This is a genomic window from Leucogemmata humicola (genome assembly GCF_055379415.1).
In genome coordinates, this window is record NZ_AP040875.1 from 2608851 (window position 1) to 2634622 (window position 25772).

General features: G+C 63.2%; 11 protein-coding genes. 8 read left to right on the top strand and 3 right to left on the bottom strand.

The genetic code is table 11. From position 1 onward, the window contains the following. The first annotated feature begins 170 nt into the window (after positions 1–170). The 3 genes from AC6H4Z_RS10850 (at position 171) to ligD (ending at position 6472) form a co-directional block, all read left to right on the top strand. Positions 171–656 carry a cupin domain-containing protein gene (locus AC6H4Z_RS10850; RefSeq protein ID WP_497546768.1) on the top strand — a complete coding sequence of 162 codons (486 nt, stop codon included), beginning with the start codon at positions 171–173 and terminating at the stop codon, positions 654–656. A gap of 69 nt (positions 657–725) precedes the next feature. Continuing rightward, positions 726–3890, top strand: coding sequence for a protein kinase domain-containing protein (locus AC6H4Z_RS10855; protein WP_497546769.1), 3165 nt, complete (start codon positions 726–728; stop codon positions 3888–3890). 2 nt (positions 3891–3892) lie between these two features. Further along, positions 3893–6472, top strand: a complete 2580-nt coding sequence (gene ligD / locus AC6H4Z_RS10860; RefSeq protein ID WP_497546770.1) for a DNA ligase D — start codon at positions 3893–3895, stop codon at positions 6470–6472. A 175-nt stretch (positions 6473–6647) separates the two neighbouring features. On the opposite strand, the gene AC6H4Z_RS10865 is transcribed toward ligD, so the two are convergent. Further along, on the bottom strand, positions 6648–8342 hold the full coding sequence (locus tag AC6H4Z_RS10865) for an NAD(P)/FAD-dependent oxidoreductase (protein ID WP_497546771.1): 1695 nt from the start codon (positions 8340–8342) through the stop codon (positions 6648–6650). A gap of 155 nt (positions 8343–8497) precedes the next feature. On the opposite strand from AC6H4Z_RS10865, the gene AC6H4Z_RS10870 reads away from it, so the two are divergent. Next, positions 8498–8998 carry a c-type cytochrome gene (locus tag AC6H4Z_RS10870; protein WP_497546772.1) on the top strand — a complete coding sequence of 167 codons (501 nt, stop codon included), beginning with the start codon at positions 8498–8500 and terminating at the stop codon, positions 8996–8998. Positions 8999–9125: 127 nt separating this feature from the next. Here the strand turns inward: AC6H4Z_RS10870 and AC6H4Z_RS10875 are convergent, their stop codons facing one another. Next, entirely contained in the window at positions 9126–11144 is a 2019-nt protein-coding gene (locus AC6H4Z_RS10875) for an LVIVD repeat-containing protein (protein WP_497546773.1), read from the bottom strand. Continuing rightward, positions 11141–11839 carry a DUF305 domain-containing protein gene (locus AC6H4Z_RS10880; protein ID WP_497546774.1) on the bottom strand — a complete coding sequence of 233 codons (699 nt, stop codon included), beginning with the start codon at positions 11837–11839 and terminating at the stop codon, positions 11141–11143. The genes AC6H4Z_RS10875 and AC6H4Z_RS10880 overlap by 4 nt, the downstream gene beginning before the upstream one ends. Positions 11840–12873: 1034 nt before the next feature. On the opposite strand from AC6H4Z_RS10880, the gene AC6H4Z_RS10885 reads away from it, so the two are divergent. Genes AC6H4Z_RS10885 through AC6H4Z_RS10900 form a run of 4 tightly spaced genes read left to right on the top strand, consistent with a single transcriptional unit; the run spans position 12874 to position 25771 of the window. After that, positions 12874–13995: an acyl-CoA dehydrogenase family protein gene (locus tag AC6H4Z_RS10885; protein WP_497546775.1), complete on the top strand. Its 1122-nt coding sequence runs from the start codon at positions 12874–12876 to the stop codon at positions 13993–13995. Between the two features lie 20 nt (positions 13996–14015). Continuing rightward, entirely contained in the window at positions 14016–20174 is a 6159-nt protein-coding gene (locus AC6H4Z_RS10890; protein ID WP_497546776.1) for an amino acid adenylation domain-containing protein, read from the top strand. Continuing rightward, positions 20171–24286 carry a non-ribosomal peptide synthetase gene (locus AC6H4Z_RS10895; RefSeq protein WP_497546777.1) on the top strand — a complete coding sequence of 1372 codons (4116 nt, stop codon included), beginning with the start codon at positions 20171–20173 and terminating at the stop codon, positions 24284–24286. Before AC6H4Z_RS10890 ends, AC6H4Z_RS10895 begins: the two co-directional genes overlap by 4 nt. Positions 24287–24331: 45 nt before the next feature. Beyond that, positions 24332–25771 (top strand): HTTM domain-containing protein, encoded by a 1440-nt coding sequence (locus tag AC6H4Z_RS10900; RefSeq protein ID WP_497546778.1) that lies wholly within the window; start codon positions 24332–24334, stop codon positions 25769–25771. Position 25772: the final 1 nt, after the last annotated feature.

Consider the following 25772-nt stretch of genomic DNA (forward strand, 5'->3'; position numbering starts at 1 on the left):
AGGGGAAACGAGGGGACGGGAAGTATCCACGACGAGTTAAATACTACCCCAAACAGCGGCAAACGGTGCTCGATCATGGGGCAGTATTGACCGGTTCGCCATGGGTGATTGAACCGTGCACCGGTCCGGTGCATACTGTGAAAAATCAACCCTTCTCGAATCCATCGCAAATGCGTTCGTCGCTCGGTGTCTCCTTTTGCCTCCTGTGCCTCGCTTCGTCCCTTTCGGCGCAGTCTGCACCCACGGCTCCCGCGGAGATCGTCCCGGCAAAGCGGTTGAAACAGCTGGGTGACTCGCTCACGCCGGGCGCGTCGCGCACAGCACAACTCGGCAAGGGGCCAGGGTTCACCTACGGAATCACCCATCGCGATAGCACGGGTGGACTCGAGCGCCACGAAGCCTGGACGGACATCTTCATCGTCGAGTCGGGGAGCGCGACGCTACTTACGGGCGGCGTCCAGGTTGGCGCCACGGAGAGTTCGCCGGGTGAATGGCGCGGCGGCACCGCGCGCGGCGCGACACGCGCGCCGTTGCACGCTGGCGACATGGCGACGATTCCCGCGGGAACACCGCACCAGATGATCCTCGCCCCGGGGGAGCGCGTCACGTACGTTGCCGTGAAGGTCGCTGCTCCGTCGAGCGATAAACGACCCTAGCGTAGCAGCGACGCGTGCCGGGCTATAGTTTAGGCGCGCGGTGTACTCCAAACAATTCTGACTCAGCGCATGGACCTGCGTAGCCAACTGCAGTCCACCCTCGGCGCGGCCTACACCCTGGAGCGAGAGCTCGGCGGTGGCGGAATGTCGAGGGTCTTCGTTGCCACCGAGACGGCGCTCGGCCGCAACGTTGTGGTCAAGGTCCTTCCGCCCGAGTTGGTGCAGGGCGTCTCCGTCGAACGATTCAAGCGCGAGATACAGCTCGCCGCGCAGCTGCAGCATCCGCACATCGTGCCGGTGCTCGCATCGGGTGAGACGGAAGGCCTGCCGTATTACACGATGCCGTTCGTCGAGGGCACGTCTCTCCGCGCGCGTCTCGCGCATGGCGACGCTGTGCCCATGGGCGAGACGATCAGCTACCTGCGTGACGTCGCCAAAGCTCTGGCGTATGCGCACGATCGCGGTGTCGTGCACCGCGACATCAAGCCCGACAACGTGTTGATCACGGGTGGCTCCGCCGTCGTCACCGACTTTGGAATTGCGAAGGCGTTGTCGGCGTCACGCACGCCGACGCCCGGCGGAACGCTTACGCAGTTGGGAACGTCGATTGGGACGCCGGCGTACATGGCGCCGGAACAGGCTGCCGCGGATCCAGCGACTGACCATCGGGCCGATCTGTATTCGTTCGGCTGCATGGCGTACGAGCTGCTTACTGGCCGAGCGCCATTCGTTGGACGCACACCGCAAAAGCTGCTCGCGGCGCACATGGCGGAGGCACCACAGCCGGTTACGGAGCTTCGGCCAGACACGCCGCCGCTGCTCGCCGACCTCGTCATGGCCTGTCTCGCCAAGGACGCCGACAAGCGGCCGCAGTCGGCGATCGATCTCGTGAAAGTCCTCGAGACCGTGACGACGAGCGGCGGCGCCCACCCGGCCATGGCGGGGATTCTCCTTGGCGGTCGCCAGCGGTTGTGGCGCGCACTGGCGATCTACGCGGCGGCGTTCGTCACCGTGGCGATCGTCGCTAAGGCGGCAATCGTTGGCATTGGATTACCGACCTGGGTGTTGCCCGGCTCGGTGATCGTGATGGCGCTGGGTTTTCCCGCGATTCTCTTCACGGCGTTTGTGCACCACGGCGCACATCAGGCAATGACGATGGCGCAGATCACGCCGGGAGGTTCGCCGGCGACGCAATCGACGATGGCGCGCCTCGCGGTCCGCGCGAGCCCGTGGGTGAACTGGCGTCGAACGACGATCGCCGGCATTGCCGCGTTTGGCGTGTTTGTGCTGCTGGTCGGCGGTTACATGGTCATGCGCACGTTTGGTATTGGACCGGCGGCCTCACTGCGCGCGGCGGGTACGTTTGGCGACAATGATCAAATACTCATTGCCGATTTCAAGAGCCCGGCGTCGGATACGAGCCTCGGACCGGTGGTGACGGAAGCGTTCAGGTCGGATCTCGCTCAGTCGCGGCAGCTGCGAGTCGTGCAGCCGACGACGATTCGCGAGACGTTGAATCGAATGCAGAAGCCGCTCGATGTATCTCTCGACTTCGCGCTCGCGCGCGAGATCGCGACGCGCGATGGCATCAAGGCGGTGATCGACGGAGAGGTGTTGTCGCTGGGCGGCAAATACGTCATCGCGGCCAAGCTCTACTCGGCGCAGACCGGCGAAGTGTTGGCGACGTTCCGCGTAACCGCCGACAAGAGCAGCGAGATCATCGCGGCCATCGACCGACTATCGCGCGACGTGCGCGCCAAGGCGGGCGAATCGCTGCGCTCGGTCAATGCAGCGATGGAGCTCGAGAAGGTGACGACCCCGTCGCTCGAGGCGCTGAAGAAGTACGTGCAGGGCATTCGAGCGTTCCGCGAGCACAACGACTTCAGTCGTGGCGTCGAGCTGATGGAGGAGGCGATCGCACTCGATACGAGTTTTGCGATGGCGTATCGAAAGCTGGCGATCGAGCTCGGAAATCGCGGCGGCTATACATCACGCCAGGTCGCGGCGCTCGAGAAGGCGTTTCAGCACAAGGATCGGCTGAGCGATGCGGAGCGCTATCTGACGCTCGGCTCCTACTACGACTTCGGGCCACATCCGGACGTCGAGAAAGCGATCGCCGCATACGAGGCGCTGATCGAGATCGATCCGAAGAACGCTAGCGCGCTGAACAATCTTGCCAACGACTTCAACACCGGCGGCCAGTTCGAAAAAGCGGAGGGGTACGCGCAGCGTGCTGTTGACGCGAGTCCCACAGGATGGACCTACTTCGCGAATCTCTATCAGAGCCAGGTCGCGCAGAAGAAGTTCGACGCCGCGGCAACCACGATCGCGGAATGGAAGAAATCCCTCCCGTCGAATCCGACCCCGATTTTCATGTCGTCGCACCTTGCCGCGGTGCAGGGTGAACTCGACTCGGCGCAGGCGACTCTGCTGAAGCTCCGGTCGTCGACCGATGACCGAAGCACGCGGAGTGCCGCGGACGGGAATCTGGCCGACATTGCTCGCCTGCGCGGCCGCTTGAACGAGGCGAACAAGTATGGCTCAGAAGCGGCGACGCTCAGTGAACAGCAGGGCGCCTTCGCGGCGCCGCTCGTCGACGCTGCTACGACGGCGACTTCCGAGGTCTGGTTCCTTGGAGATACCGCTCACGCATTGCGCACCCTGCAGGCCAGTCTCGATGCTCACCCGCTCGAGAAGCTGTCACCGCTCGACCGCCCGTTCTACGCGCTGGTGCGGGCCTATGCCGTTCTTGGGCGCGCCGATCGGGCGAAGGCAATCCTCGCCCAGTACGATCAGGCACACCCGAACCCCAGCAGATTCGATACTGGCGATCGGCACTACATGGTCGCGCTGATCGCCATCAGCGAGAGTCGATTCGATGCTGCGATCAGCGAGTTACGCGACGCCGGCAAGGGGGCGTGTCCGGAGTGCACTATGGGCGATTTGGGGCGCGCCTACGACCTCGCTGGTCGCGCCGATTCTGCGATTGCGGTCATGAATCGCTACATCGACGGACCACCATCGATCGACCGGTTCACCGTGGACGGATGGTTGATGGCCGGCACTCAAAAGCGCCTCGGCGAGCTGTACGAGGCGAAGGGCGACCGCCAGGCCGCTGTGGCGCACTATACAAGATTCCTCGAACTGTGGAATCATGCTGATCCCGAGTTGCAGCCAAAGGTCGCCGAGGTGCGTAAGCGACTCGCGCGACTGAGTGATTCCGAGAAGCGTTGATCGTGGTGGACGACCGCGACGACGTACCCGCTCCGGACAACCTCAGCACCTATCGCGCGAAGCGATCGGCCGACACCTCACCTGAGCCGGTCGGCACGGTCTCGGCGGTTCCTGGCCGTTTGTTCGTTGTGCACAAGCACGCCGCGACGCGACTGCACTTCGACCTGCGTCTCGAGATGGACGGCGTGCTTCGCTCGTGGGCCGTGCCCAAGGGGCCGTCGTACGACATGAACGACAAGCGCCTCGCCGTGAAGGTCGAAGATCATCCGCTCGAGTATGGTGATTTCGAAGGCGTGATCCCGAACGGCAACTACGGCGCCGGCGGCGTGATCGTCTGGGATCGCGGCGAGTGGATCGCGCTCGAAGATTGGCGCGAAGGACTCGAGAAGGGAAAGCTGCTGTTCGAGTTGCGCGGCTACAAACTTCACGGCAAGTGGACGCTCGTGAAGATCAAGAAGAGCGACAAGGAGTGGCTCCTGATCAAGGAGCGTGACTCGTATGTGAAGTCGCCGGGCGACGTGTTCGTCGAGACGTCGGTACTTTCGGGTCTCACCGTCGACGAGGTAAAGTCGGGCCAGAACTCGGCCGGAGCGCTTCGCGTCGCAATCGAACAGGCGGGCGCGCCGAAGACTCGAGTCGATCCAAAGTCTGTGAGCGTGATGCTTGCCGAGTCGTCGGATACGGCGTTCACACGCGATGGGTGGGTGTTCGAGCTCAAGCTCGATGGATACCGGCTGCTCGCGAGCAAGTCGCGCGGCGAAGCGCTGCTGCTGACGCGCAATGGGAACGACTACACCGCGGTTTTCCCGGAAATTGCGCGCGCGATCAAGGCGCTGCCCTTCGACGAAATCGTCGTCGACGGAGAAGTTGTCGTGCTCGACGCGAAGGGGAAGCCGAGTTTCTCGATGCTTCAGCAGCGCGGGCGACTGAGTTCGCCGATCGACATCAAGGCCGCCGCCGTCGAATTGCCGGCGACGTTCTACGCATTCGACCTCCTCGGATTCGAGGACTACGACCTGCGGCCGTTGCCGCTGGTTGCGCGCAAGAAGCTCCTCATGAACGCGCTCCCAAAACTCGGCGCCGTGCACGCGCTCGATCACATCGAGCGTGAAGGGGAGGCGTTTCTGACACAGGTGGCGGCGATTGGCCTCGAAGGAATCATCGCCAAGAAGGCCGACGCGCCGTATCGCGGCGGACGCACGGACAACTGGATCAAGATCAAAACCGAGAGCACGGGCGACTTCGTGATCGTTGGATTCACGGAGCCCAGGGGGAGCCGGAGCTTCATGGGCGCGCTGCAGCTTGCCGACATGGTAGGCGGTTCGCTCGTCTACGCTGGTCGCGTTGGCACGGGCTTCAACGATGCACTGATCGGCGAGCTTCAGAGTTTACTCGAACCGATCGTGCGCCGGGATCCGCCGTGCGCACCGCCGCTTGGCGGGGCGACCGCGATACCCGAGACGAAGACGACGACGTGGGTCGAACCGCTCTATGTGTGCGAGGTCCGGTTCCGCGAGTGGACGCCGGACGGTGTACTGCGGCACGCAGCGTTCCTGCGAATGCGTCCCGACAAGGATCCGCGCGATTGCGAACGACAGGGTGCGTTGTCCGAGCCGCCGGCGACCGCACGGCAGCAAGCTGTTGCAAGCGCGCCCGTCGTTGCTCCGACTGTGCCAAGCGCCAAGATCGAGAAGACGATCGCGTTCTCGAATCTCAAGAAAATCTATTGGCCGGGCGAGGGCTACACGAAGGGTGATCTCGTCGACTACTACCGCGCGATCTGGCCGTGGATGTCGCCGTATCTGATCAACCGTCCGCTCGTGCTGACGCGCTTCCCCGACGGCATCGACGGAAAGTCGTTCTACCAGAAGGACGCGCCGGAGTTCGTGCCGGGATGGATTCGCACCTTCCCGATCTGGAGCGAAGACACGCAGCGCGATGTGAAGTACTTCGTCTGCGACGACGTCGAGTCGCTGCTGTACGTCGCGAACATGGGTTCGATTCCCATGCACATCTGGAATAGCAGAGTGGGGTCGCTCGAGCTACCGGATTGGTGCGTGATCGATCTCGACCCGAAGGAAGCGCCGTTTTCCGATGTGATTCGCACGGCGATCGTGTTTCGCAAAATCTGCGAAGCGATCGGAATGCCAAGCTATGTGAAGACGACGGGCAAGACGGGCCTACACATCTTGCTGCCGCTCGGCCGGCAGGTGACGTACGCGCAGTGTCGCACGTTGGGTGAACTCCTTGCGCGCTTGGCTCTACGTGAGCTCGGCGACATTGCTACGATCACGCGACACGTGACGAAGCGCGGCGACAAGGTGTATCTCGACTATTTACAGAATCGTCATGGGCAGCTGATCGTGTCGCCGTATGCCGTCCGACCGCTGCCCGGGGCGACTGTGTCGATGCCGTTGGTGTGGGACGAGGTCGATCAGTCACTCGATCCACGGAACTACACGATCAAGAATGCGATCGAGCGGTTGGAGCGGCTTGGCACCGATCCGGTGGTACAGGTGTTAGCGGACAAACCGGACCTGGGCGGGATCCTGGAGCGGCTCGCCGCGCTCATGGCTGGCTAGACGGCGTCGGTAGACGCGGACGTGGAGGTTCTTCGTCTGGTCGCCGTTCTGCTCCTGTGCGGGCCGCCGCTCATTCCAAATGTGGAATGAGCGGCCGCGGACGAGACTAACGTCGGAGCAATCGGCTGGGCAATCGTAGAGCGGGCAGCCGACTCCCCTTGTGCGGCGCACGCGCTCAGCCGGGCGGGCGCGCCGGTGTACGTCGCGTGCTATCAGCCGGAGTCGGCGGCGGGACCGGATCGTACTCCTTTTCAGGAATTCTAAAGCCCTTCGCGATCGCCGCGTCGCCCTCGATGCCCATGACGCGTTGCGCTGCGTACTCGCCGATCACGGGGCTGAACTTGAAGCCTTCTGCGTTTCCACCGGCGACGATCCAAGCGTTCGACATTGCGGGATGGACGTCGATGATGAAGTTGCCGCTCGACGTCGACTCGTAGTGACACGCATGCGTCTGCGCGATCGGCGCATCCTTGAGGATCGGGAAGCGATGCGCGACGAAGCGCCGCGAGCCTTCGATGCGCGTCTGGTCGGCCCAACGATCGCTCGTGTCGGGATCTTGCTGCGCCAACGGTACGTCGGCCTGTTGTCCGCCAGCGGGACCGCCGGTACCAGCGCCCGCCGCTCCGGCTGCGCCACCACGACCGCCGCCGTTCGCGCCGTTCCCGCCAGCGCCGCGGCCACCGCGACCATCGGCCGGTGCTCCGGCCGGTGCGACGCCCGCGGGTGCTGCGGCGCCGCCACGTCCATCGCCACCGCGACCACCTGCCACCGTTTCACCCGGAGGCGTCGGTGCACGCTCGGCGCCACGAACGCGGAAGCCGCGGTTGTCGACGGGTAGCGCTGGCCAGCCCGTTACACCCGGGAAGTTGAAGCTCGGGAGATTCGGGAAGGTGAAGCGATGATCGCCAATCGGTGTGCCGAAGTAGCAGACGTACCCGATCGGGACGCGCGTCTTCTTCGCGAGAATATCGGGGAACGTCTTGCCGAGCCACGGTCCCACGGCGAACACGAACTTGTCGGCGCGGAGCGTCTGGCCGGTGTCCAACGTGACCTCTTCGAGCGTACCATTAGAGGTCTTTGATGGGGTCGCTCGGCCGATGACGATCTTGCCGCCGAGTTTCTCGAAGACAGCCGCAGCCGTCTGAGCAGCGCGGCGGGCGCGAACGACACCGGCGTCGGGCTCGTAGATCACCGCGGTGATGTCGTCCATCGAGATCACCGGGAACGCCTTGCGAACGTCGTCCGGATTCAGGATCTGATACGGGATCTTGTTCTTGTCCCACCAGACCTTGGTGCGCAGCTGGAAGTTGTCCCACTCGGTGCGCATGATGAGATCGCCCGTGGTGTGGAACAGGTTGAGCCGGAATTCACGACCCCACTCGTCGTCGAACGCCACCCAACGCTTCATCGCTTCGCGTGCCCATAGCATCCATAACTCGCCGAGCGCGCCAGTCTTGTCGCCGTACGACGAGCGCACGCCGCGCGACTCGTCGCCAGACGTCGACCGTGAGTTGCCCGGACCGTACGCGTCGACGAGCGTAACCTTCGCGCCCATCTTGCGGAGGTTCATCGCCGTGAAGCTGCCCCATGCTCCAGCGCCAATCACGACGATGTCGGCGGACGCACTGGCCGAGCGCACCGATCGCGTCGCCTTGAGTCCGGGGACTCGCAGAGAGCCGCTGCCGATGCTCGTTCCGCCGACCAGAAGTGCACCAGCGCCAGCGCCGGTCACCTTGATGAAATCACGACGGTGTAGGGAGCCAGGATCGACCCAACCGCTCGGCGGAGTGACGACGATCTGCGCGGAGGATGCGGCGGATTCGTCGGACGTCGAGGGAGAGGAGGGAACTGGCGACTTCGAATCGTTCATCATTATCCGGAATGCCGTGGGGGGGACACGTTAAGATGGGCTTCGGCAATGACGAAATCAAACGAATCAGTCGGATTGTTGGAGTCGCCAAATGCCGACCGCGCGGTATACTTATGCGTCCGAATCGAAACGACGTGACTGGGGGGAGGATTTCGATGCGACTGAGTCGCGGAAGTGTGTTGGCAGGAACGGTATTCGTCGCGGCCTGCGCGAGCGTCGCGACCAACGTGCGTCCACCGATCGAGGCGCGGCTTACACCCGCTGCTCGAACGGGCGCACCGGTTCCGCTGCACGTTGATCCGAATGCGAAGGTGATTCTGTCGAGTGCGGCCGGCCTTCCTGCCGCGTCATTCCTCGCGTCGCAGGCTGCACGCGGCGAGAAGGTCTACGAGGAGACCTGCGGCACCTGTCACGGCCCGGGACAGCTCATTGGACAGGGCTTCGTGGAATCGTGGAATGATCGGCGCGTGTACGACCTCTACGCCGTCGTCCGCGGTACGATGCCGCTCGACAAGCCAGGCGGCATGAAGGAACAGGAATACCTCGACGTGATTGCGTATCTGCTGCAGGCCAATCACGCACCGACGGGCGCCGACTCACTAAAGTCTGATAGCACGGCGATGAGGAAGTCGCGCATTTCGGTCAAGTTCCCCTGAGGTCACAGGTCTCTGGTCCCTGGTCACAGGAAAAACCCTGAGACCTCAGACCTGAGACCAGAGACCTGCCCGAAAACAAAACCGCCCCTGAACGCATTTGCGTTCAGGGGCGGTTTGCTTTCGGGCCTTACTTCGTCGCGTTGGCGAGATCGCCGACCGACGTCGCGAACGTGTGCGCCTTTGCTTCATCGCGCGCGCCGCGGGCATCCGTGTGGAGCTTCGTGGCGAGTGCCGTCAGCGCATCCTTTCGCGCTGAGCCAGACAGCTTTTCAGCAGCCGAGAGACCAGCACGCGCGGCCGACAGCTTGTCGGACGCGAGACCGCCGTTGCGCTCGAGCTGATCCGCATACGCGCGGGAGAGCGAGAAGCTCGCCGGCCAGACGAACTTCGGCTGACCCTGCGTATTGAGATAGTCCATGTGGACCGTCTTCGCCGCGTCGATTTCGTTCTGCGAGATCGCTGCGCTCGGCGTGAGCTCGACGATGTCGAGACCGCGCGCGATTTCGGAGCTGACGATCACGCCGTTGTACCAGTACACCGACCACGAACCGCCCATCGTGAAGTGCGTGGCGTCGACCGGACCACGGTCGAAGTACGCGATCTCCTTGGCGTTCGCGGCGTCGGTCCAATCGAACACCGAGATGCCGCCCTGGTACCACGCCTGCACCATCACGTCGCGGCCCGGGATCGGGATGAGCGAACCGTTGTGCGCGACGCAATTCTCCATGTCCGTCTGTGCAGCCGGGAGCTTGTAGTAGCCCTGGAACTGCATCTTGCCGTCCTTGATCGTGAAGAGCGCGTCGGCGCCCCACTCCTTCTTGTCCGTCGCGCGGCACTTCGGCGCGCCACCACCGCCCCATTCATCCGAGAACAGGACCTTGGTGCCGTCGTTGTTGAACGTGGCGGAGTGCCAATACGAGAAGTTTGAATCCGCGACCGCGCCGATACGAACCGGGGCCGTCGGGTTCTTGATGTCGATGAGCAGACCGTAACCTTCGCACGCGCCGCCGGCGTAACCGATCGCCGGATAGACCGTGATGTCGTGGCACTGCGTCGGGCCACGCGGCGGACCGTTCGAGCCGCCGCCCATCATCTTGGCGACGATGCCCGGAAGCGCGGCGCGAAGCGCGCTGCTGTCGGCGCCGGTCGCCGCGCCCGAACCATTGCGCGAACGAACGATGCTGTCGAGCATCGGCTTGATGAAGTTGTCCGGGGCAACCATCTGCTGGCCCTGGATCTCGAGGACGTACGCGCCGCGAGCGCGGGCAGCGTCAGCGGCCGCCTTCGCCTTGGCAATGTCGCCCGGCGCTTCGCCGTGGTGCGGCGGAGCAGCGAGGTCGTTGAAGATGCGCGGCGACGCGACGATCGCGGCCTGCTCGGGATGCGCGAGCGGAACCTTGATCACTTCGATGCGGAACAGCGCGCTGGCCGCGTCCTTTTCCGGCATGGCGCCGGAGCAGCCTTCGAGCTCACTGGCCGAGCGAACGCCGGCAGAACCCGAGACGTAGACGTAGACGTTGTCCTTGTCCTTGGGATCGACGAGCACCGTGTGCGTGTGCGAACCACGGCACGTCTGCACGTTGGCGACGTTCTTGGGGTGCGCGATGTCCGTGATGTCGAAAATGCGCACGCCGCGGATGCGGTCCTTGCTGACCGGATCCTTGATGCCCTGATCGCCGCAATCGATGCGGCCCGTGTTGCCTTCGGCCGACACGAACAGGAGGTTCTTGAAGACCGAGACGTCGCTCTGCGACGCCGGGCAGTAGTTGCCGACCTTCAGCGTGGGCGCACTCGGATTCGAGATGTCCCAGATCTGATAGCCGTTGTAGCTGCCCTGGATGACATAGTTGCCCGTGAAGGCCATGTCGGAGTTAGTGCTGCCGAGGAACTTGGGCGACGGCGGCGTCTTCGACAGGATCTTCAGGTTCCACGTTGCTTCAGCCGCGTCCATCACACCGGCGCGGAGTCCGACGCGCGAGTCCGGGCTCGGCGGCGAGATGTTGATGCCGCCCATCTGCTGCGGGCTGGCGGCCGACGACATTGGGGTCGAGTGGGAGCACGCGGCCATGGACATGAGTCCGATGGCGAGCGACGCCTTCGACAACGAGAGTTGGGACATGATGTTGGTGGGTGAGAGGAAAATCATGGAGCTTGCTGGGCGCCGAACAACACGACGGCGAGCATCTTCTCCATTCGGGCAATCTCGGTCGTCTGATCGACGTTGACGTCAGACGCGAACTTGAAAATGAGTTCGTCCTGGCCGGCGCCGTACGTCGCAAACAGGTCGGAGACCATCGACGTGGCGCCCTTGTGGTGCTGAATCATGAACGTGAGGAAGAGCCGATCGAAGTCGGAACCCTTCGCTGCGTTGAGCTCCTTCATCTGTGCTTCAGTCAGCATGCCCGGCATGAGCATGTCGTGCTCCATGCCGTTCATCATCATCTTCATGCCCATGGGGCTCGCTTCGGGCACGGGCTGATTTCGATCGCGGAGCCAGCGCTGCATCGCGACGATTTCGTCGGTCTGCGCATTGATGATGCGTGATGCAAGAATTCGAACGGATTCACTCGCGCCGTGGCTTGGCGCCCACCGCGACATGACGATCGCCTGCGAATGGTGCCCGACCATCGCGGTCATGAAGTGGATGTCGGCCTCGGTATACGGATACCGAGTGCTATCCGCCCGCGCTTTGGCGATTGCCGAGGGCGTTGCTACGCCGCTTGGAATCACCAACGGCGCCGACGCCGATCGCATGTTGCTTTGGCCGGCGTGCGAGCATGCCGTCATGGCTGTCGCGGCGAAAAGAGCCGTGACGATGCGGCGGTGCTGTGATGTGATCATGGCAGTCGATTATCGTGGAAGACCCGGCCGATTTGAGGCCGGATACACGCGTAATGAACCAATAGTATCAATGGGGCCGGACGCGGGTAAGCGGTTCTCACGTAAGGATCTGTGTATCCAATATTCGGGGTGACGGGCGTCCCAAAGTGGCGTGCGATCGGTCACCGTCGTTAGGCGGAGTTGGCCGCCGTTGTCGGGGACTTGGCGACCAGGCCTGGACCGGATCTCGATCCGGGTGGTGTCAGCAGTACGGTGGAGGCATCGAATGGGGTTCAACTTTTTTCGCGCCGCACTTATTACTGGCGCCATCGTCGGGTCCGCTGGCTCGCACCGAGTGATCTGAGCGGGCCAGCCTGGGGCGCGGAGGCGGTAGGGGTCGACAACGCGTAGGGGTTCAGGCAATGGGGGCGGTCGCCTACAGCAGTCCAAGTGGTGTCGTTGCCACACCGGCCGGTTTGCGAGGACCGTCGCACGCGCAGGTGTCGATGGCCTCGGCCCAATTCCTGGTCAATTTCGCGCCGAGGGCCAGCGCGGGGGGCGATCGATCCCGTCGGGCGTACAGGCGCACCGGTAGAAGTTCTCGAACAGGGGCGGCGGACCGACGTCCTGCTGCACGCTGGACTAACCATCAAGGCTGGCTGAAGCTGTAGACGGCTCCCGCTCGTCGCCGCCGATAGCTGGGCGCGGTGGAACATCTTGGCCGAGGCGGGCGGGGGGGCGGCGTGGCAGATTGGCGACGCAGGCTGACCCGGCCATCAAGGAACCGCCAGCGGACGTCGAAGCTCTGAGCGGATGTCCGCTTTGACTGTGCAATTCCGTTACAGCACCGCGCAGTCCGCTTGTCGACGTCGCGATACTTTGGTGTCGTACATAAATTCTCAAATCCCCCCAACTATGCTGAGCGCGCGACTGCACTCTGCATAGTCTTCTAATGGGTACCCGACGATTTCTCCCAATCGTCGCTGGTCCCTGAACGGCCCCCGCCGGCCTCGCGACACCGCACGATGTCACTGGCAGCCTACCAATCCCCCTGGATGAACGAAGAGCTTGCGACGTTTCGCGGCTCAGTTCGGCGGTTCGTTCAGGAGGAACTCGCGCCCCATCAGGATCGTTGGCGCGAGCAGCATCATCCTGACGAAAGCGCATGGCCGGCGGCGGGAGCGGCCTCGCTCCTCCTGACCGACATTCCCCAGGCGCTGGGTGGCCACGGTGGAACGTTCGCGCACGCCGCCGTCGTGACCGAGGAGCTCGCATTCGCCGGAGTGTACTTCGGCGTCCGCGAGCAGAGCATCGTGGCGCAGTACATCAAACAGTATGGCAGCGCGGACCAGCAGCAGGCTTGGCTCCCACCGATGGCGCGCGGCGAGCTCGTCGCGGCGATCGCGATGACCGAGCCGGGAGCTGGCTCGGATCTGCCCGGTATCAAGGCAACGGCGCGACTCGAAGGCGACGAGTACGTGATCGACGGTTCAAAGACGTTCATCACGAACGGACTCCACGCCGGACTGGTTTGTTTGGCCGTGAAGACCGACGTGCGCGCCGCGGGACCGTCTGGCATCTCGATGATACTCGTCGAGACGCAGGGGCTTCAGGGTTTCCATGTCGGGCGCCCGCTCGAGAAGATTGGCCAGCGCGGCCAGGACACCTGCGAATTGTTCTTCGATGGTGCGCGAGTGCCCGCGACGAATCTTCTGGGCGGCGTACCAGGTAAGGGATTCGCGCAGATGATGGAGCAGCTGCCATACGAGCGCCTCACTATCGCCCTTTCGGCGGTTACGACGTGTGAGCGCGCCGTAAAACTGACCACTCGGTACGTCAAAGAGAGAAAGGCTTTCGGAAAGCCTCTCATCGACTTGCAGAACACTCGCTTCAAGTTGGCCGAGTGCGAAACGGAAGCGCACATCGGGCGGGTGTTCGTCGATCACTGCGTGGGTCGGCTCATCGCGGGCGAGCTGGACGGAGTCACCGCGGCGATGGCGAAATATTGGCTGACTGAACGGCAGAGCCGAATCGTCGACGACTGCTTGCAGTTGCACGGCGGCTACGGGTACATGACCGAATATCCCATTGCGCAGATGTATACCGATACGAGAGTTCAGCGGATCGGTGGCGGGACGAATGAGATCATGCGCGAGCTCATCGGCTGGGCACTCTAGGACGAGGCAAAGAGTTCACTGTGAAGAGTCATACGAGTCCCGACGCCAAAGCGGCTTTGAACCCATCTGTTTCGCGAGACCCGAGCGAACACGAAGCGCTCGTCGTCGCGTACAATGACACGGCGTCGCCCTACCCGTCGGACAAGACGGTCGTCGATCTGTTCCTCGCGCAAGTATCGCGGGTGCCAACAGCGCCCGCCGTCCGTTTCGGCGATCAAGCGCTCGACTATCGCGAGCTAAATGCGCGCGCCAATCAGGTTGCGGCGCATCTCCGCGCGCTGGGCGTTGTGCCGGGCGACGTCGTCACGATTTCGATGGCGCATTCGGTCGAAGTGGTCTGCGCCATTCTCGCGGTGTTGAAGGTCGGGGCGGCATATGTCCCGGTCGACCCAAGCATTCCGAAGGGCCGTCTCGCGCGCATCATCCAGGAAACGGTGGCTGGACCGAGCGACACGCTGCCGGTGCTGATCACGCAGTCGCGGCTCGCCGGTGATCTGCCGGACGATGTCGCGCGCGTGTTCACGCTCGACGCCGACTTCGCGTCGGTCGATGCGTACCCAACGGCTGATGTCGCGTCGGCGGCAACGCCCAACGGTTTGGCGTACGTGATTTTCACGTCGGGATCGACCGGCACGCCCAAGGGCGTGATGATCGAGCATCGCAGCCTGGTCAACTATGCGTGGTGGGCGAACGAGAAGTATGGTCAGGGCGAACCGCTCACATGGCCGCTCTTTTCGTCGCTGGCGTTCGACCTCACGGTCACGTCCATCTACACGCCTCTGATTTCTGGCGGTTCGATCGTCGTCTATCGCGAAGACGTCGGCGTGAACAGCATGGTCGTGTTTCGCGTGATCGACGACAACGCGGTCGACATCGTGAAGCTCACGCCCGCGCACTTGGCGATGGTGAAGGATCGAAGTCTGCGGTCGACGAAGATTCGCAAGCTCATCGTCGGCGGCGAAGACTTCAAAACCGAATTGGCGCGTGACATCACGCAGGCGTTCGGTCGCACGATAGAGATCTATAACGAGTACGGTCCGACCGAAGCGACTGTCGGCTGCATGATTCATCGCTTCGATGTCGCCGACGATCGCGCCGCATCGGTGCCGATCGGCGTGCCTGGAGCGAACGCCGGGATCTACGTTCTCGACAAGGATCTCCGCCCGGTGCCGCCGGGCGTGATTGGTGAGATGTACGTGGCCGGCGACGGTCTCGCGCGCGGCTACCTCAATCGCCCAGATCTTACCGAGCAGCGATTCATCTTCGCCGATGACCCGCGCGTGCTCGGCCCGAACGGCCCGCAGCTCAGACTTTACCAGACCGGCGACATTGCGCGCTGGACGACCGAGGGAAGGTTGGAGTTCCTCGGCCGTGCCGACCATCAGGTCAAGGTTGGCGGCGCGCGCATCGAGCTTGGCGAAATCGAAGCGCGTCTGCTGTCACACCCCGACGTGCGCGAATGTGTGGTCGACATCGTCAGCTCCGTATCGACCGACGCGCCGACTGAACTCCGCCACTGCACCCGGTGCGGCGTGAAATCGTCGCTCCCAGGCACGACGTACGACGAGGACGGCGTCTGCAACATCTGCCGCGGGTACGACCGATACGTCGATACTGCGCAGGCGTACTTCAAGTCGCCAGACGAATTGAAGACGCTCGTTGCACGCATGCAGGCGGAACGTGCCGGCGACTACGATTGCTTGGTACTGCTGAGCGGCGGCAAGGACAGCACGTACATGCTGTACCAGCTCTGCGCGCTCGGACTCAAGCCGCTCGTCTTCAACCTCGACAACGGGTTCATCTCGGACGAGGCGAAGGAGAACATTCGGCGCACCGTGCAGGCCCTCGGCGTCGATCTCGTGTTCGGCCAGACGCCGCACATGAACGCGATCTTCGTCGACAGCCTCAATCGGTTCTCGAACGTGTGCAATGGTTGCTTCAAAACCATCTACACGTTGGCGACGAACCTCGCGCGCGAAAAGAAGATCGGGTACATCGTCACCGGTCTATCGCGCGGCCAGTTCTTCGAGACGCGTCTCACCGAAGACGTCTTCCAGCAGAAGGACTTCGACGTCGACAAGTTGGACAAGCTCGTGCTCGATGCGCGAAAGGCGTATCACCGCCGCGAGGACGCCGTGTCGCAGCTGCTCGACGTCGAGGCGTTCAAGGACGACGCCATCTTCGAGCAGATCAAGTACGTCGACTTCTATCGCTACTGGAGCGTGCCGCTCGAGGAGATGTATGCGTTCCTCGACACGCATGCGGCGTGGACCCGCCCGACAGACACCGGTCGTTCGACGAACTGCCTGATCAACGACGTCGGCATCTATCTGCACAAGAAGCAGCGCGGTTTTCACAACTACTCGCTGCCATACAGCTGGGATGTTCGCCTCGCGCAGAAGACGCGTGACGAGGCGATGGAGGAGCTCGAGGACGAGATCGACGAGTCGCGCGTCAAGGCGATCATGACGGAGATCGGTTACGTCGAGCCGCCGCCGCCGGACGAGACGGGAATCAATCGGCTCGTCGCGTACTACGTGAGCGACGGAGCGCCGACCGTTGCCGATCTGCGCGCGTACCTCGCGCAGGAATTGCCGGACTACATGATTCCGCCGCACTTCATCAAGCTCGATGCATTGCCGCTCACCACGAACGGCAAGGTCGATCGCCGCGCGTTGCCGGCGCCGAGCTCGGAGAATCTGCAACTCGCGCACGATTTCGTTCGGCCGAACACGGAGACGGAGAAAGCGCTCGCCGTGATCTGGTCGGAGTTGCTCAAGATCGACAACATCGGAATCAACGACGCGTTCTTCGACCTCGGCGGACATTCGCTGCTCGCGATCCGAGCGGTGTCGCGCATTCGCGACGTGTTCGGCGTAGACATTCCGTTGGACGTGATGTTTGCCACGCCGACGATCGGCGGACTCGCCACGGCGCTCGGCAAGGCCAAGGGAACCGGCGGCGCCATCCGACAGATCACGCATCGGTCGGACGGAGGACCGTTCCCGTTGTCCTTCGCGCAGGAACAGCTCTGGTTCCTCGACCAGCTGTCGCCGGGCAATCCGTTCTACAACATCGTCGACGTCGTGCACATCGAGGGCGCGTACGATCAGGACGCAATGCGCCGTGCGATGAAGGAGTTGGTACGTCGCCACGAAGTGCTGCGCACAGTGTTCTCGGACGCGAGCGGGCAGCCGATGCAGGTAGTGTTGCCCACGATCGACGTCGCGCCGAAGGAGATCGACCTCAGCGCGCTCTCCGACGAGGCGCGTCGCGCCGAGTGGGGGCGTATTGTGAAAGAGCAGGGACGAGTGCCGTTCGTGCTGTCGCAGGGACCGCTCGTTCGCGGAACGATCGTGCACATGTCGCCGCGGCAGCATCAGCTGCTGCTGACGATCCATCACATCGTTGCTGACGAGTGGTCACAGGACCTCATTCAGCAGGAAGTGCGACAGCTGTACGATGCGTTTGCGCAGGGACTGTCGTCTCCGCTCGCGCCGCTGCCGGTGCAGTACGCCGACTTCGCGTCGTGGCAGCGCGAATGGCTGCAGGGCGAAGTCCTCGATCGCCAGATTGCGCACTGGAAGAAGGAATTGGCGGGCGCGCAGACGGTGTTGCAACTACCGTCGGATCGCCCGCGTCCCGCGGAGCAGACGTTCCGTGGCGCCATGGAAGTCTTTCAACTGCCCGAGCATCTGCTCGATCAGGTGAAAACGCTCGCGCGCGAGGAAGACGCGACGCTGTTCATGACGCTCCAGGCAAGCTTCATGGCGCTACTGCGTCGCTACACCGCGCAGGACGACATTCTCGTTGGAACGCCGATCACTGGGCGCACGCATAGCGAGACCGAGCGCCTGGTCGGCTACTTCGTGAACATCGTCGTGCTGCGCAGCCAGTTCTCGGCGCGTCTCAACTTCCGCGGATTGCTGCAGCAGGTGCGGGAACGTGCACTGGGCGCGTATGCGCATCCTGATCTGCCGCTCGAGCGCGTGGTCTCTGAGCTGTCGCCTGAGCGCGACCCGAGCCGCACGCCGCTCTTCCAGGTGATGTTCGTTCTGAACAATCCGGAAGCGGTGTCGCAGGTCTCGAAGGTGTCGGGTATCCGCGAGCTGGAGACGGGCACGTCGAAGTTCGATCTCACGATGTTCCTCGCAGAGTCGAATGGCCGTCTCGAGGGGATGATCGAGTACAGCACCGATCTGTTCGATCGCGAAACGATTCAACGGATGGGCAAGCAGTTCAGCACCATGTTGCAGGCCATCGTCAGCAATCCAGACCGTCGCATCGACGAGCTGCCGCTGCTCACGACCGCCGAACGTCAGCAGGCGATCTCGGGATGGAACCCGTCGACGGCGTTCACGTCTGACCGCTGCTTGCACACCCGCTTCGAGGAGCAGGCGGCGCGGACGCCGAACGCAATCGCCGTGTCGTGCGAGGACAAACAGCTCACGTATGCGCAGCTCAACGCGCGGGCGAATCGTCTTGCGCATCGCTTGCGCGAACTCGGTGTTGGACCGGATCAGCTCGTCGGTCTGCGCTGTGAGCGCGATCTCGACATGGCCGTAGGGATTCTAGGAATTCTCAAGGCCGGCGGTGCGTATCTGCCGTTCGATCCTGTTTATCCCAAGGATCGCGTCGCGTTCATGGTCGACGACGCGAAGGTGAAGTTCGTCGTGACGGCCAGCCACATGGTTGCCGATCTCGAGGGGATTGGCGTCTCGCATGTTTTGCTCGACGGTGCGCTGTCGACCGACGAATCGAATCCGACGAACGTCGCCACGATCGACAATCTCGCGTATGTCATCTACACGTCCGGGTCGACGGGTACGCCGAAGGGCGCGTTGATCACACACCGGAACGTCGCTCGGCTGTTCGATGCGACGGACGCGTGGTACGGGTTCAATGAAAAGGACGTGTGGACGCTGTTCCATTCGTACGCCTTCGACTTCTCAGTGTGGGAGCTGTGGGGCGCGCTGTTCTATGGTGGCCGCGTCGTCATCGTTCCGTATCTCGTCAGTCGGTCGCCTGAAGCATTCCGCGCGCTGCTCGTAAAGGAGCGCGTCACGGTGCTCAACCAAACGCCATCGGCGTTCAGACAGCTCGTGCAGGCGGACCTCGCTGAAAAGCCAGCGGACTACGCGCTGCGATACGTGATCTTCGGTGGAGAGGCTCTGGAACTCCAAGGTCTGCGTCCGTGGTTCGAGCGATATGGTGATACTCGGCCACAACTCGTGAACATGTACGGCATCACCGAGACGACCGTGCACGTCACGTATCGGCCAATTCGCTTGGCGGATCTGGAAGCAGGGTTGGGGAGTGTCATCGGAGTTCCGATTCCGGATCTCCAGGTGTACATCCTCGACGCGAACGGTCAGCCGCAGCCGATCGGGGTTCCGGGCGAGATGTATGTCGGCGGCGCCGGCGTCGCTCGCGGGTATCTCAACCGCACGCAGCTATCGTCAGAGCGTTTCGTTCCGGACCGACTTTCGACAACCAAGGGCGCTCGGCTCTATCGCACGGGCGATCTTGCTCGCCGACTGGCGACGGGCGACATCGAATACCTGGGACGAATCGACACGCAGGTAAAGGTTCGCGGCTTCCGCATCGAGCTTGGCGAAATCGAAGCGAGCATCGTGCGTCATGCCGGTGTTCGGCAGGCGACCGTCACGGCGCGGCGCGACGCTGACTCCGACACGCGACTAGTGGCATTCGTGGTCGCCGAGAGTGCGTCAGCGGATCTCGTCGATCAGCTACGTGCGCACATTCGTTCTTCGATGCCCGAGTACATGGTGCCGTCGCACTTCGTATTGCTGTCTGCGCTGCCGCTGACGCCCAATGGCAAGGTGGACCTCAAGGCGTTGGCAAAGATCGATGTCAGCGCCGAGGCGCGCCGTGGCGACTCGGTGGCACCACGCACTGCCACGGAGACGAAAGTCGCCGCCATCTGGGCCGAGGTACTTCGACTCGAGCGAGTTGGCGTGGACGAGGATTTCTTCGAGATCGGTGGACACTCGCTGCTCGCGACGCAGGTCGCATCGCGCGTTCGAAGCACCTTTGGTGTCGCGCTCCCATTGCGCGATCTCTTTGCTGCATCGACGGTCGAACGATTGGCGCAGCGCGTCGACGCGTTGGCGAGTGACTCGCAGGTTTCTGGTGGCCGCGAAACCGTGGAGCTATGACCGAACCCGCACTCATTGGCGAACTTGCCGAGCGTGACATCCATCTGTGGGCGGTCGGTGACCGTCTTCAGGTGGATGCTCCGACCGGTGCGCTCACTGGCGACCTTCGTGCACGACTCGTCGAGTCGAAGGGGGACATTCTCGCATTCCTGCGCGAGCCCGCGCCAGCGTCGTTTGCACAGCAACGACTTTGGGTGCTCGATCAGATCGAGCCCGGCGGAGCGACATACGTCATTCCCGTCGCGCTTCGGTTGCGCGGTGCGCTCGACGTGCCTGCCTTGGAAGCGGCGCTCAATGCGCTCGTCGCACGGCACGAGTCGCTGCGTACGACGTTCGCGGAAGTCGATGGGCGCGCGGTGCAGGTCGTCGGCGAGCCAGTAGCGACCAACCTGCCGATCGTTGACCTCGCCGGTCGTGGCGACGAACTCAACGCGCGACTGAACGCCGAGGCTGCGAGTGGTTTCGATCTGAAGGTAGGGCCGCTGTTCCGTGCGATGCTGTTTGTCCTCGGACCGGACGAACACGTGCTCTCGCTCGTGCAGCACCATATCGTGTCCGACGCGTGGTCGCTGAGCGTACTGCAGTCTGAGTTGGGAGCGTTGTATCGCGAGTACGCCGCATCGCAGGCGACGACGCTACCGCAGCTATCGATTCAGTATCGCGACTTCGCACGTTGGCAGCGCCACGACCTCGCTGGGCCAACGCTCGCGCGACGCGAAGAGTTCTGGCGTTCGCACATCGGCAGTGCGCCACAGATGCTCGATCTCCCGACTGACCGCGTTCGACCGCCGGTCGAGTCGCACCGCGGGTCAGTTTATTCGTTCGACTTGCCGCGAGAACTCGGCGAGCAGATCAACGCGCTGTCGCGCCAGGAAGGCGCGACGCTGTTCATGGTCTTGCTTGCGGCGTTCGAAGTCTTGTTGTGGCGATACTCGGGGCAGGACGAACTGCTCGTCGGCACGGCGGTCGCCAATCGCCATCGGCAGGAGCAGGAACATCTCGTCGGTCTGTTCGTCAACACGCTCGTTCTGCGCGGCGATCTCTCCGGAAATCCCACGGCGCGTCAGCTCATCGCGCGCGCGAAGGAGGTGTGCCTCGGCGCGTATGCGAACGAAGACATGCCGTTCGAGAAGCTGGTCGAGGCGCTCAAGCCTGAACGCGAGTTGAGCCGCAACCCGCTCTTCCAGGTCATGCTGGTGCTGCAGAACGCGCCTGTCGAGCCGTTCGTCGCTACGGGGCTCGACGTCACGCCGATCACTGTTGATCGCGGCGCGTCGCAGCTCGATCTCGCGTTGAGCGTGGAGCAAACTCCGCACGGGCTGCGAGGCACGTTCGAGTATGCGACCGACTTGTTCGAGCGCGATTCAATCGTGCGCATGTCCGGGCACCTCGGCGCGGTGTTGCAGGGAATGGTCGCGAACCCCGATCAGGCGATCGTCGATCTTCCGCTGATCACGCCAGGCGAACGCACGCTGCTTCGCCAATGGAATGCGACGGACGCGGCGGTTTCCGACGTCTGCGTGCACGACCTCATCAGCCGCGTGGCCGCGGCGGCTCCGACGCGTGCGGCGGTGGAGTTTGGCGGCAAACTGCTGACGTACAAAGAACTCGAAGAACGCTCCGATCGAATCGCCGAACGTCTTCGACGTCGCGGTGTTGGCCCGGGTGCCCGCGTCGGTGTGTACATCGAGCGGTCGTTCGAGATGGTGATCGGTCTGCTCGGCGTTCTAAAGGCGGGCGGCGCCTACATCCCGCTCGATCCGATGTTCCCGGCCGATCGATTGGCGTTCATGGTAGCAGACGCCGGTACGACCGTTCTGCTCACGACGACATCGATGGAAGCGTCGCTACCGACGCGCGATCATCCGATCATGCTCGTCGATCGAGACAACGACGGCGTTGCGCACCCATCGATGGCGTCGAGCACGCGCGCCGGCCTGGCGGACGCGGCGTACGTGATCTACACGTCCGGGTCCACGGGCCGTCCGAAAGGCGTGGCGGTACCGCATGGAGCGCTCGTCAATCTGCTCGAGTCGATGGCACGCGAGCCAGGCTTCACGTCGAACGACGTTTTGTTGTCCGTCACGACACTGTCATTCGACATCGCTGGACTCGAGCTATACCTGCCGCTCATTCAGGGCGGACGTGTTGCGATTGCAACGCGCGAGGAGGCGTTGGACGCGGACGCGCTGCTCGCGCGAATGAAGGCGACCGGCACGACCGTGATGCAAGCAACGCCAGCGACGTGGCGGATGCTGATCGATTCGGGCTGGAAGGGGGCGCCACGCCTGAAGGTTCTTTGCGGCGGTGAAGCGCTGCCGCGGGACATGGCCGAGGCGTTGCTCACACGCGTGGGCGAGCTGTGGAACGTGTACGGACCGACGGAAACGACAATCTGGTCGACGGCGGGCCGCGTTGTTTCTGGCTCTGGATCGGTATCGATTGGCCGACCCATCGCCAACACGCAGACGTGGGTGCTCGATGCCAAGCGAGAGCCGCTACCAATTGGTGTGCCGGGCGAGCTGTACATCGGCGGTACTGGCCTCGCGATCGGCTACTGGAATCGCGACGAGTTGACGGCGGAAAAGTTCGTCGCTGACCCATTTGCGACGCCGGGCTCGAAGATGTATCGCACTGGTGATCGTGCTCGCTGGCTTGGCAATGGTACGCTCGAGTGTCTTGGACGTATCGACGATCAGGTCAAGGTGCGCGGCTACCGCATCGAACTCGGTGAGATCGAATCGGTCATCGGCGATTTTGAAGGCGTGTCCGCGGCGATCGTCGTGGCGCAGGACACGCCGAGTGGCGATAGGCGCCTGGTTGGATACGTGGCGCACGGACAGGGTCCGCGACCCGATGCAGCCCGGTTGCGCGACCACCTCGAGCAGCGACTGCCGGCGTACATGATTCCGTCGGCGTGGGGATTTCTCGACGCCCTGCCGTTGACGCCCAACGGCAAGGTGAATCGGCGTGCGCTGGCTGAGATGAAAGTGAGTAGCGGCGCCGAGCCGGTGAATCAGGTTGCGCCGCGCACGCCGACAGAGCATGCGTTGGCGAAGATCTGGATTGAAGTCCTCGGTCTCACGTCGGTTGGGACCGACGAAAACTTCTTCTCGCTGGGCGGCAATTCACTCAGCGCGGTTCGCCTGATGGCGCGCGCTCGCGCTCAGTTCAATATCGACGCGGGCATCCGGGCGCTGTTCGAACGTCCCACGATCGCCGGTCTCGCGGAGTCGATCGACCGCACGGACGTCGTACAGAGCGGGCCACGGTCGATCATTCCGATCAAGGCTGAGGGCACGCGCGCGCCGGTGTTCGCGGTTCCGGGGCACAACGGCGACGTGTTTTGCTACGTGGCCTTCGCGCGGTACATCAATCCGAATCAGCCAATTTTTGGCGTGCAGCCGCGCGGTCTCGAAGGCACCGAGCCGTTCGACAACATTCCAGATCTCGCATCGTACTGCGTCGAGCAGATTCGCCAGTTCCGTCCTTCTGGCCCGTACAACATTCTCGGCTTCTGTGCCGGGGGATCGGTGGCGTTCGAAATTGCACGGCAGCTCGAGGCGTCCGGCGCAGAGGTGTCGACGCTCACGCTGCTCGGCAGTCCGGCTCCCGCGACGTATCGCTGGGGATGGACGGCGCTGAGAGCTGTGAAGTACTACGCCAAACGCTCCGCGTTTCACGTACGTGCGTCGTTCACCCGACCGTGGTCCGAGACGGTGGCGTTCATCAAGTCCAAACTCCGTCCGCAGCCCATCATCACGGCCGACGGGGCGACGTACGTTCCATCGATCGCGACGCAGCGCCTCGAAAAGGCGACGCTCGGCGCGATTCGCGCGTTTCGGCCGGAGCCCTACGCCGGGGAAATCGATCTCGTGGTCCCGTCGGAGACGTGGCGCGATTCCGGGCCGCAGCCGTGGCGGTGGGCGAGGCTGTCTCGCGGTCTTCGCCAGCACATGCGTCCTGCGCCGTGTACGCTGGACGAAATGCTCCTCGAACCGCATGTCGGTCTCACTGCCAACATCGTCGATCGACGGCTGGACGAGATCGCGACGCATACGACACCTATCGAGCGTGACGCGGACTCGCGCCGCTATAGCGCTGCCGACTAGATCGCGTGGCGTTTCCTACCGTTCTTGCATCAGGGGTGTTCGCAGATGAGCGATACTAGCGGCGCACGGTACAGCCGTTCGGAGAATCCTCTCCAACTGTCGTTCTGGCTTGGCGAGGTTGATCCGCGACCGGGTGCGATTTTCCGAATCGCTCTCGGACTGACGGTCCTGCACTACCTCGCCGGACTGTCCGTCGACGTCACGGCGTTTCTGTCCGACGACGGCATTCTGCCTCGCGCCGCCGACATCCTGCGTCCGGGCCTGTTCAGTCTCGTTGGCGATCCGTGGTCGGTCGGTGCGGTGTACGCGGCGGGTGTACTCGCGGTTGCGTGCTTCACATTTGGATATCACACGCGTGTCGCAACCGCGGCATCGTGGATTTTCATGATGTCGATTCTCCGCCGCGATCACTTCATCGCCGACGGGGGAGACGAACTCGTACTAAATCTGCTCTTCTTGTCGATGTTCACGGACCTCGGGCGAGCATTCAGCGTCGACGTCGCGATCGGTCGCAAGAAGGTCAGTCCCGTGCCGGCGCTCGGCGTTCGCTTTCTCAGCGTTCACATCGCGCTGCTGTATTTCCTGACGGGTTCGATGAAGGCGCTGAACGGCTGGTACTCGGGCAATCCGATTTTCGACGGATTACAACTCACTGGCTTCCTGCGGCCGCCCGGCGCACTGCTGCTCGAGTATCCGGACATCTGTCGCTTTTTTGCCGTGGTCACGGTGACGCTCGAGTTGGCGTTTGCGCCGCTGGCGTTCTCCCCGTTCTTCGTCTCGTTCTGTCGAGGAGTGGCAGTCGCGGCCGGCACTGCGGTGCAGATCGGGATTCTGATCACGATGCGGGTTGGCGTCTTTACAGAGGCGACGACGGCGGCGGCGTTCATTCTCATTCAGCCAGAATGGCTGGATTGGGTTGCGGCTCGCTGGAAGCGCGTGCGCTTCGTGGCGCCGCCTCTTGTGGCGGCAACGCCGACCCCGGCGTTCGGTTTAGAGAAGTTCTATGGTCCGCTCAAGATTGCGGCGTTTGGCTTTCTCGCCGTTCACTCGTGGGCGTTCCTGAACTCCGGTCCGTTCTCGGGCTACTTGCCGGGATCGAGCAAGTTGGCGGAGGAGCGGCATCTGTTGACGCTCAACCAGTCGACCAACCTGTTCACCGACCACGATTCGATCCCCGTGTGGCATTCACCGGGCGTCACGGTGAAGGGCGATTCGGTCGACGTGCTCGCCGCAACTCGACCGGGTGTCGTGCCGACGGGCCCAGGATGGAGAATGTCGCGGTGGTACAAACTGAACTTTCACACACGAAATGCCGGATTCCCGTTTCAGGGCATTGGGCGTGTGTTGTGTCGTGATTACAAGGAGCGCACGGGCGTGGCGCTCCAGTCATTCGCGATCATCGAGACCGTTACTCCGCCACGCCGGCCGAACGAACCTGCCGAGCCGGCGATTCGCCGACAGTCAGTCCAACTGACCTGTCCGTGAG

What these genes read in the sequence shown, in the direction of transcription:
- AC6H4Z_RS10850 (WP_497546768.1), top strand. Translation starts at nt 171, where the DNA reads ATGCGTTCGTCGCTCGGTGTCTCCTTTTGCCTCCTGTGCCTCGCTTCG.
- AC6H4Z_RS10855 (WP_497546769.1), top strand. Translation starts at nt 726, where the DNA reads ATGGACCTGCGTAGCCAACTGCAGTCCACCCTCGGCGCGGCCTACACC.
- AC6H4Z_RS10865 (WP_497546771.1), bottom strand. Translation starts at nt 8,342, where the DNA reads ATGAACGATTCGAAGTCGCCAGTTCCCTCCTCTCCCTCGACGTCCGAC.
- AC6H4Z_RS10870 (WP_497546772.1), top strand. Translation starts at nt 8,498, where the DNA reads ATGCGACTGAGTCGCGGAAGTGTGTTGGCAGGAACGGTATTCGTCGCG.
- AC6H4Z_RS10875 (WP_497546773.1), bottom strand. Translation starts at nt 11,144, where the DNA reads ATGATTTTCCTCTCACCCACCAACATCATGTCCCAACTCTCGTTGTCG.
- AC6H4Z_RS10880 (WP_497546774.1), bottom strand. Translation starts at nt 11,839, where the DNA reads ATGATCACATCACAGCACCGCCGCATCGTCACGGCTCTTTTCGCCGCG.
- AC6H4Z_RS10885 (WP_497546775.1), top strand. Translation starts at nt 12,874, where the DNA reads ATGAACGAAGAGCTTGCGACGTTTCGCGGCTCAGTTCGGCGGTTCGTT.
- AC6H4Z_RS10895 (WP_497546777.1), top strand. Translation starts at nt 20,171, where the DNA reads ATGACCGAACCCGCACTCATTGGCGAACTTGCCGAGCGTGACATCCAT.
- AC6H4Z_RS10900 (WP_497546778.1), top strand. Translation starts at nt 24,332, where the DNA reads ATGAGCGATACTAGCGGCGCACGGTACAGCCGTTCGGAGAATCCTCTC.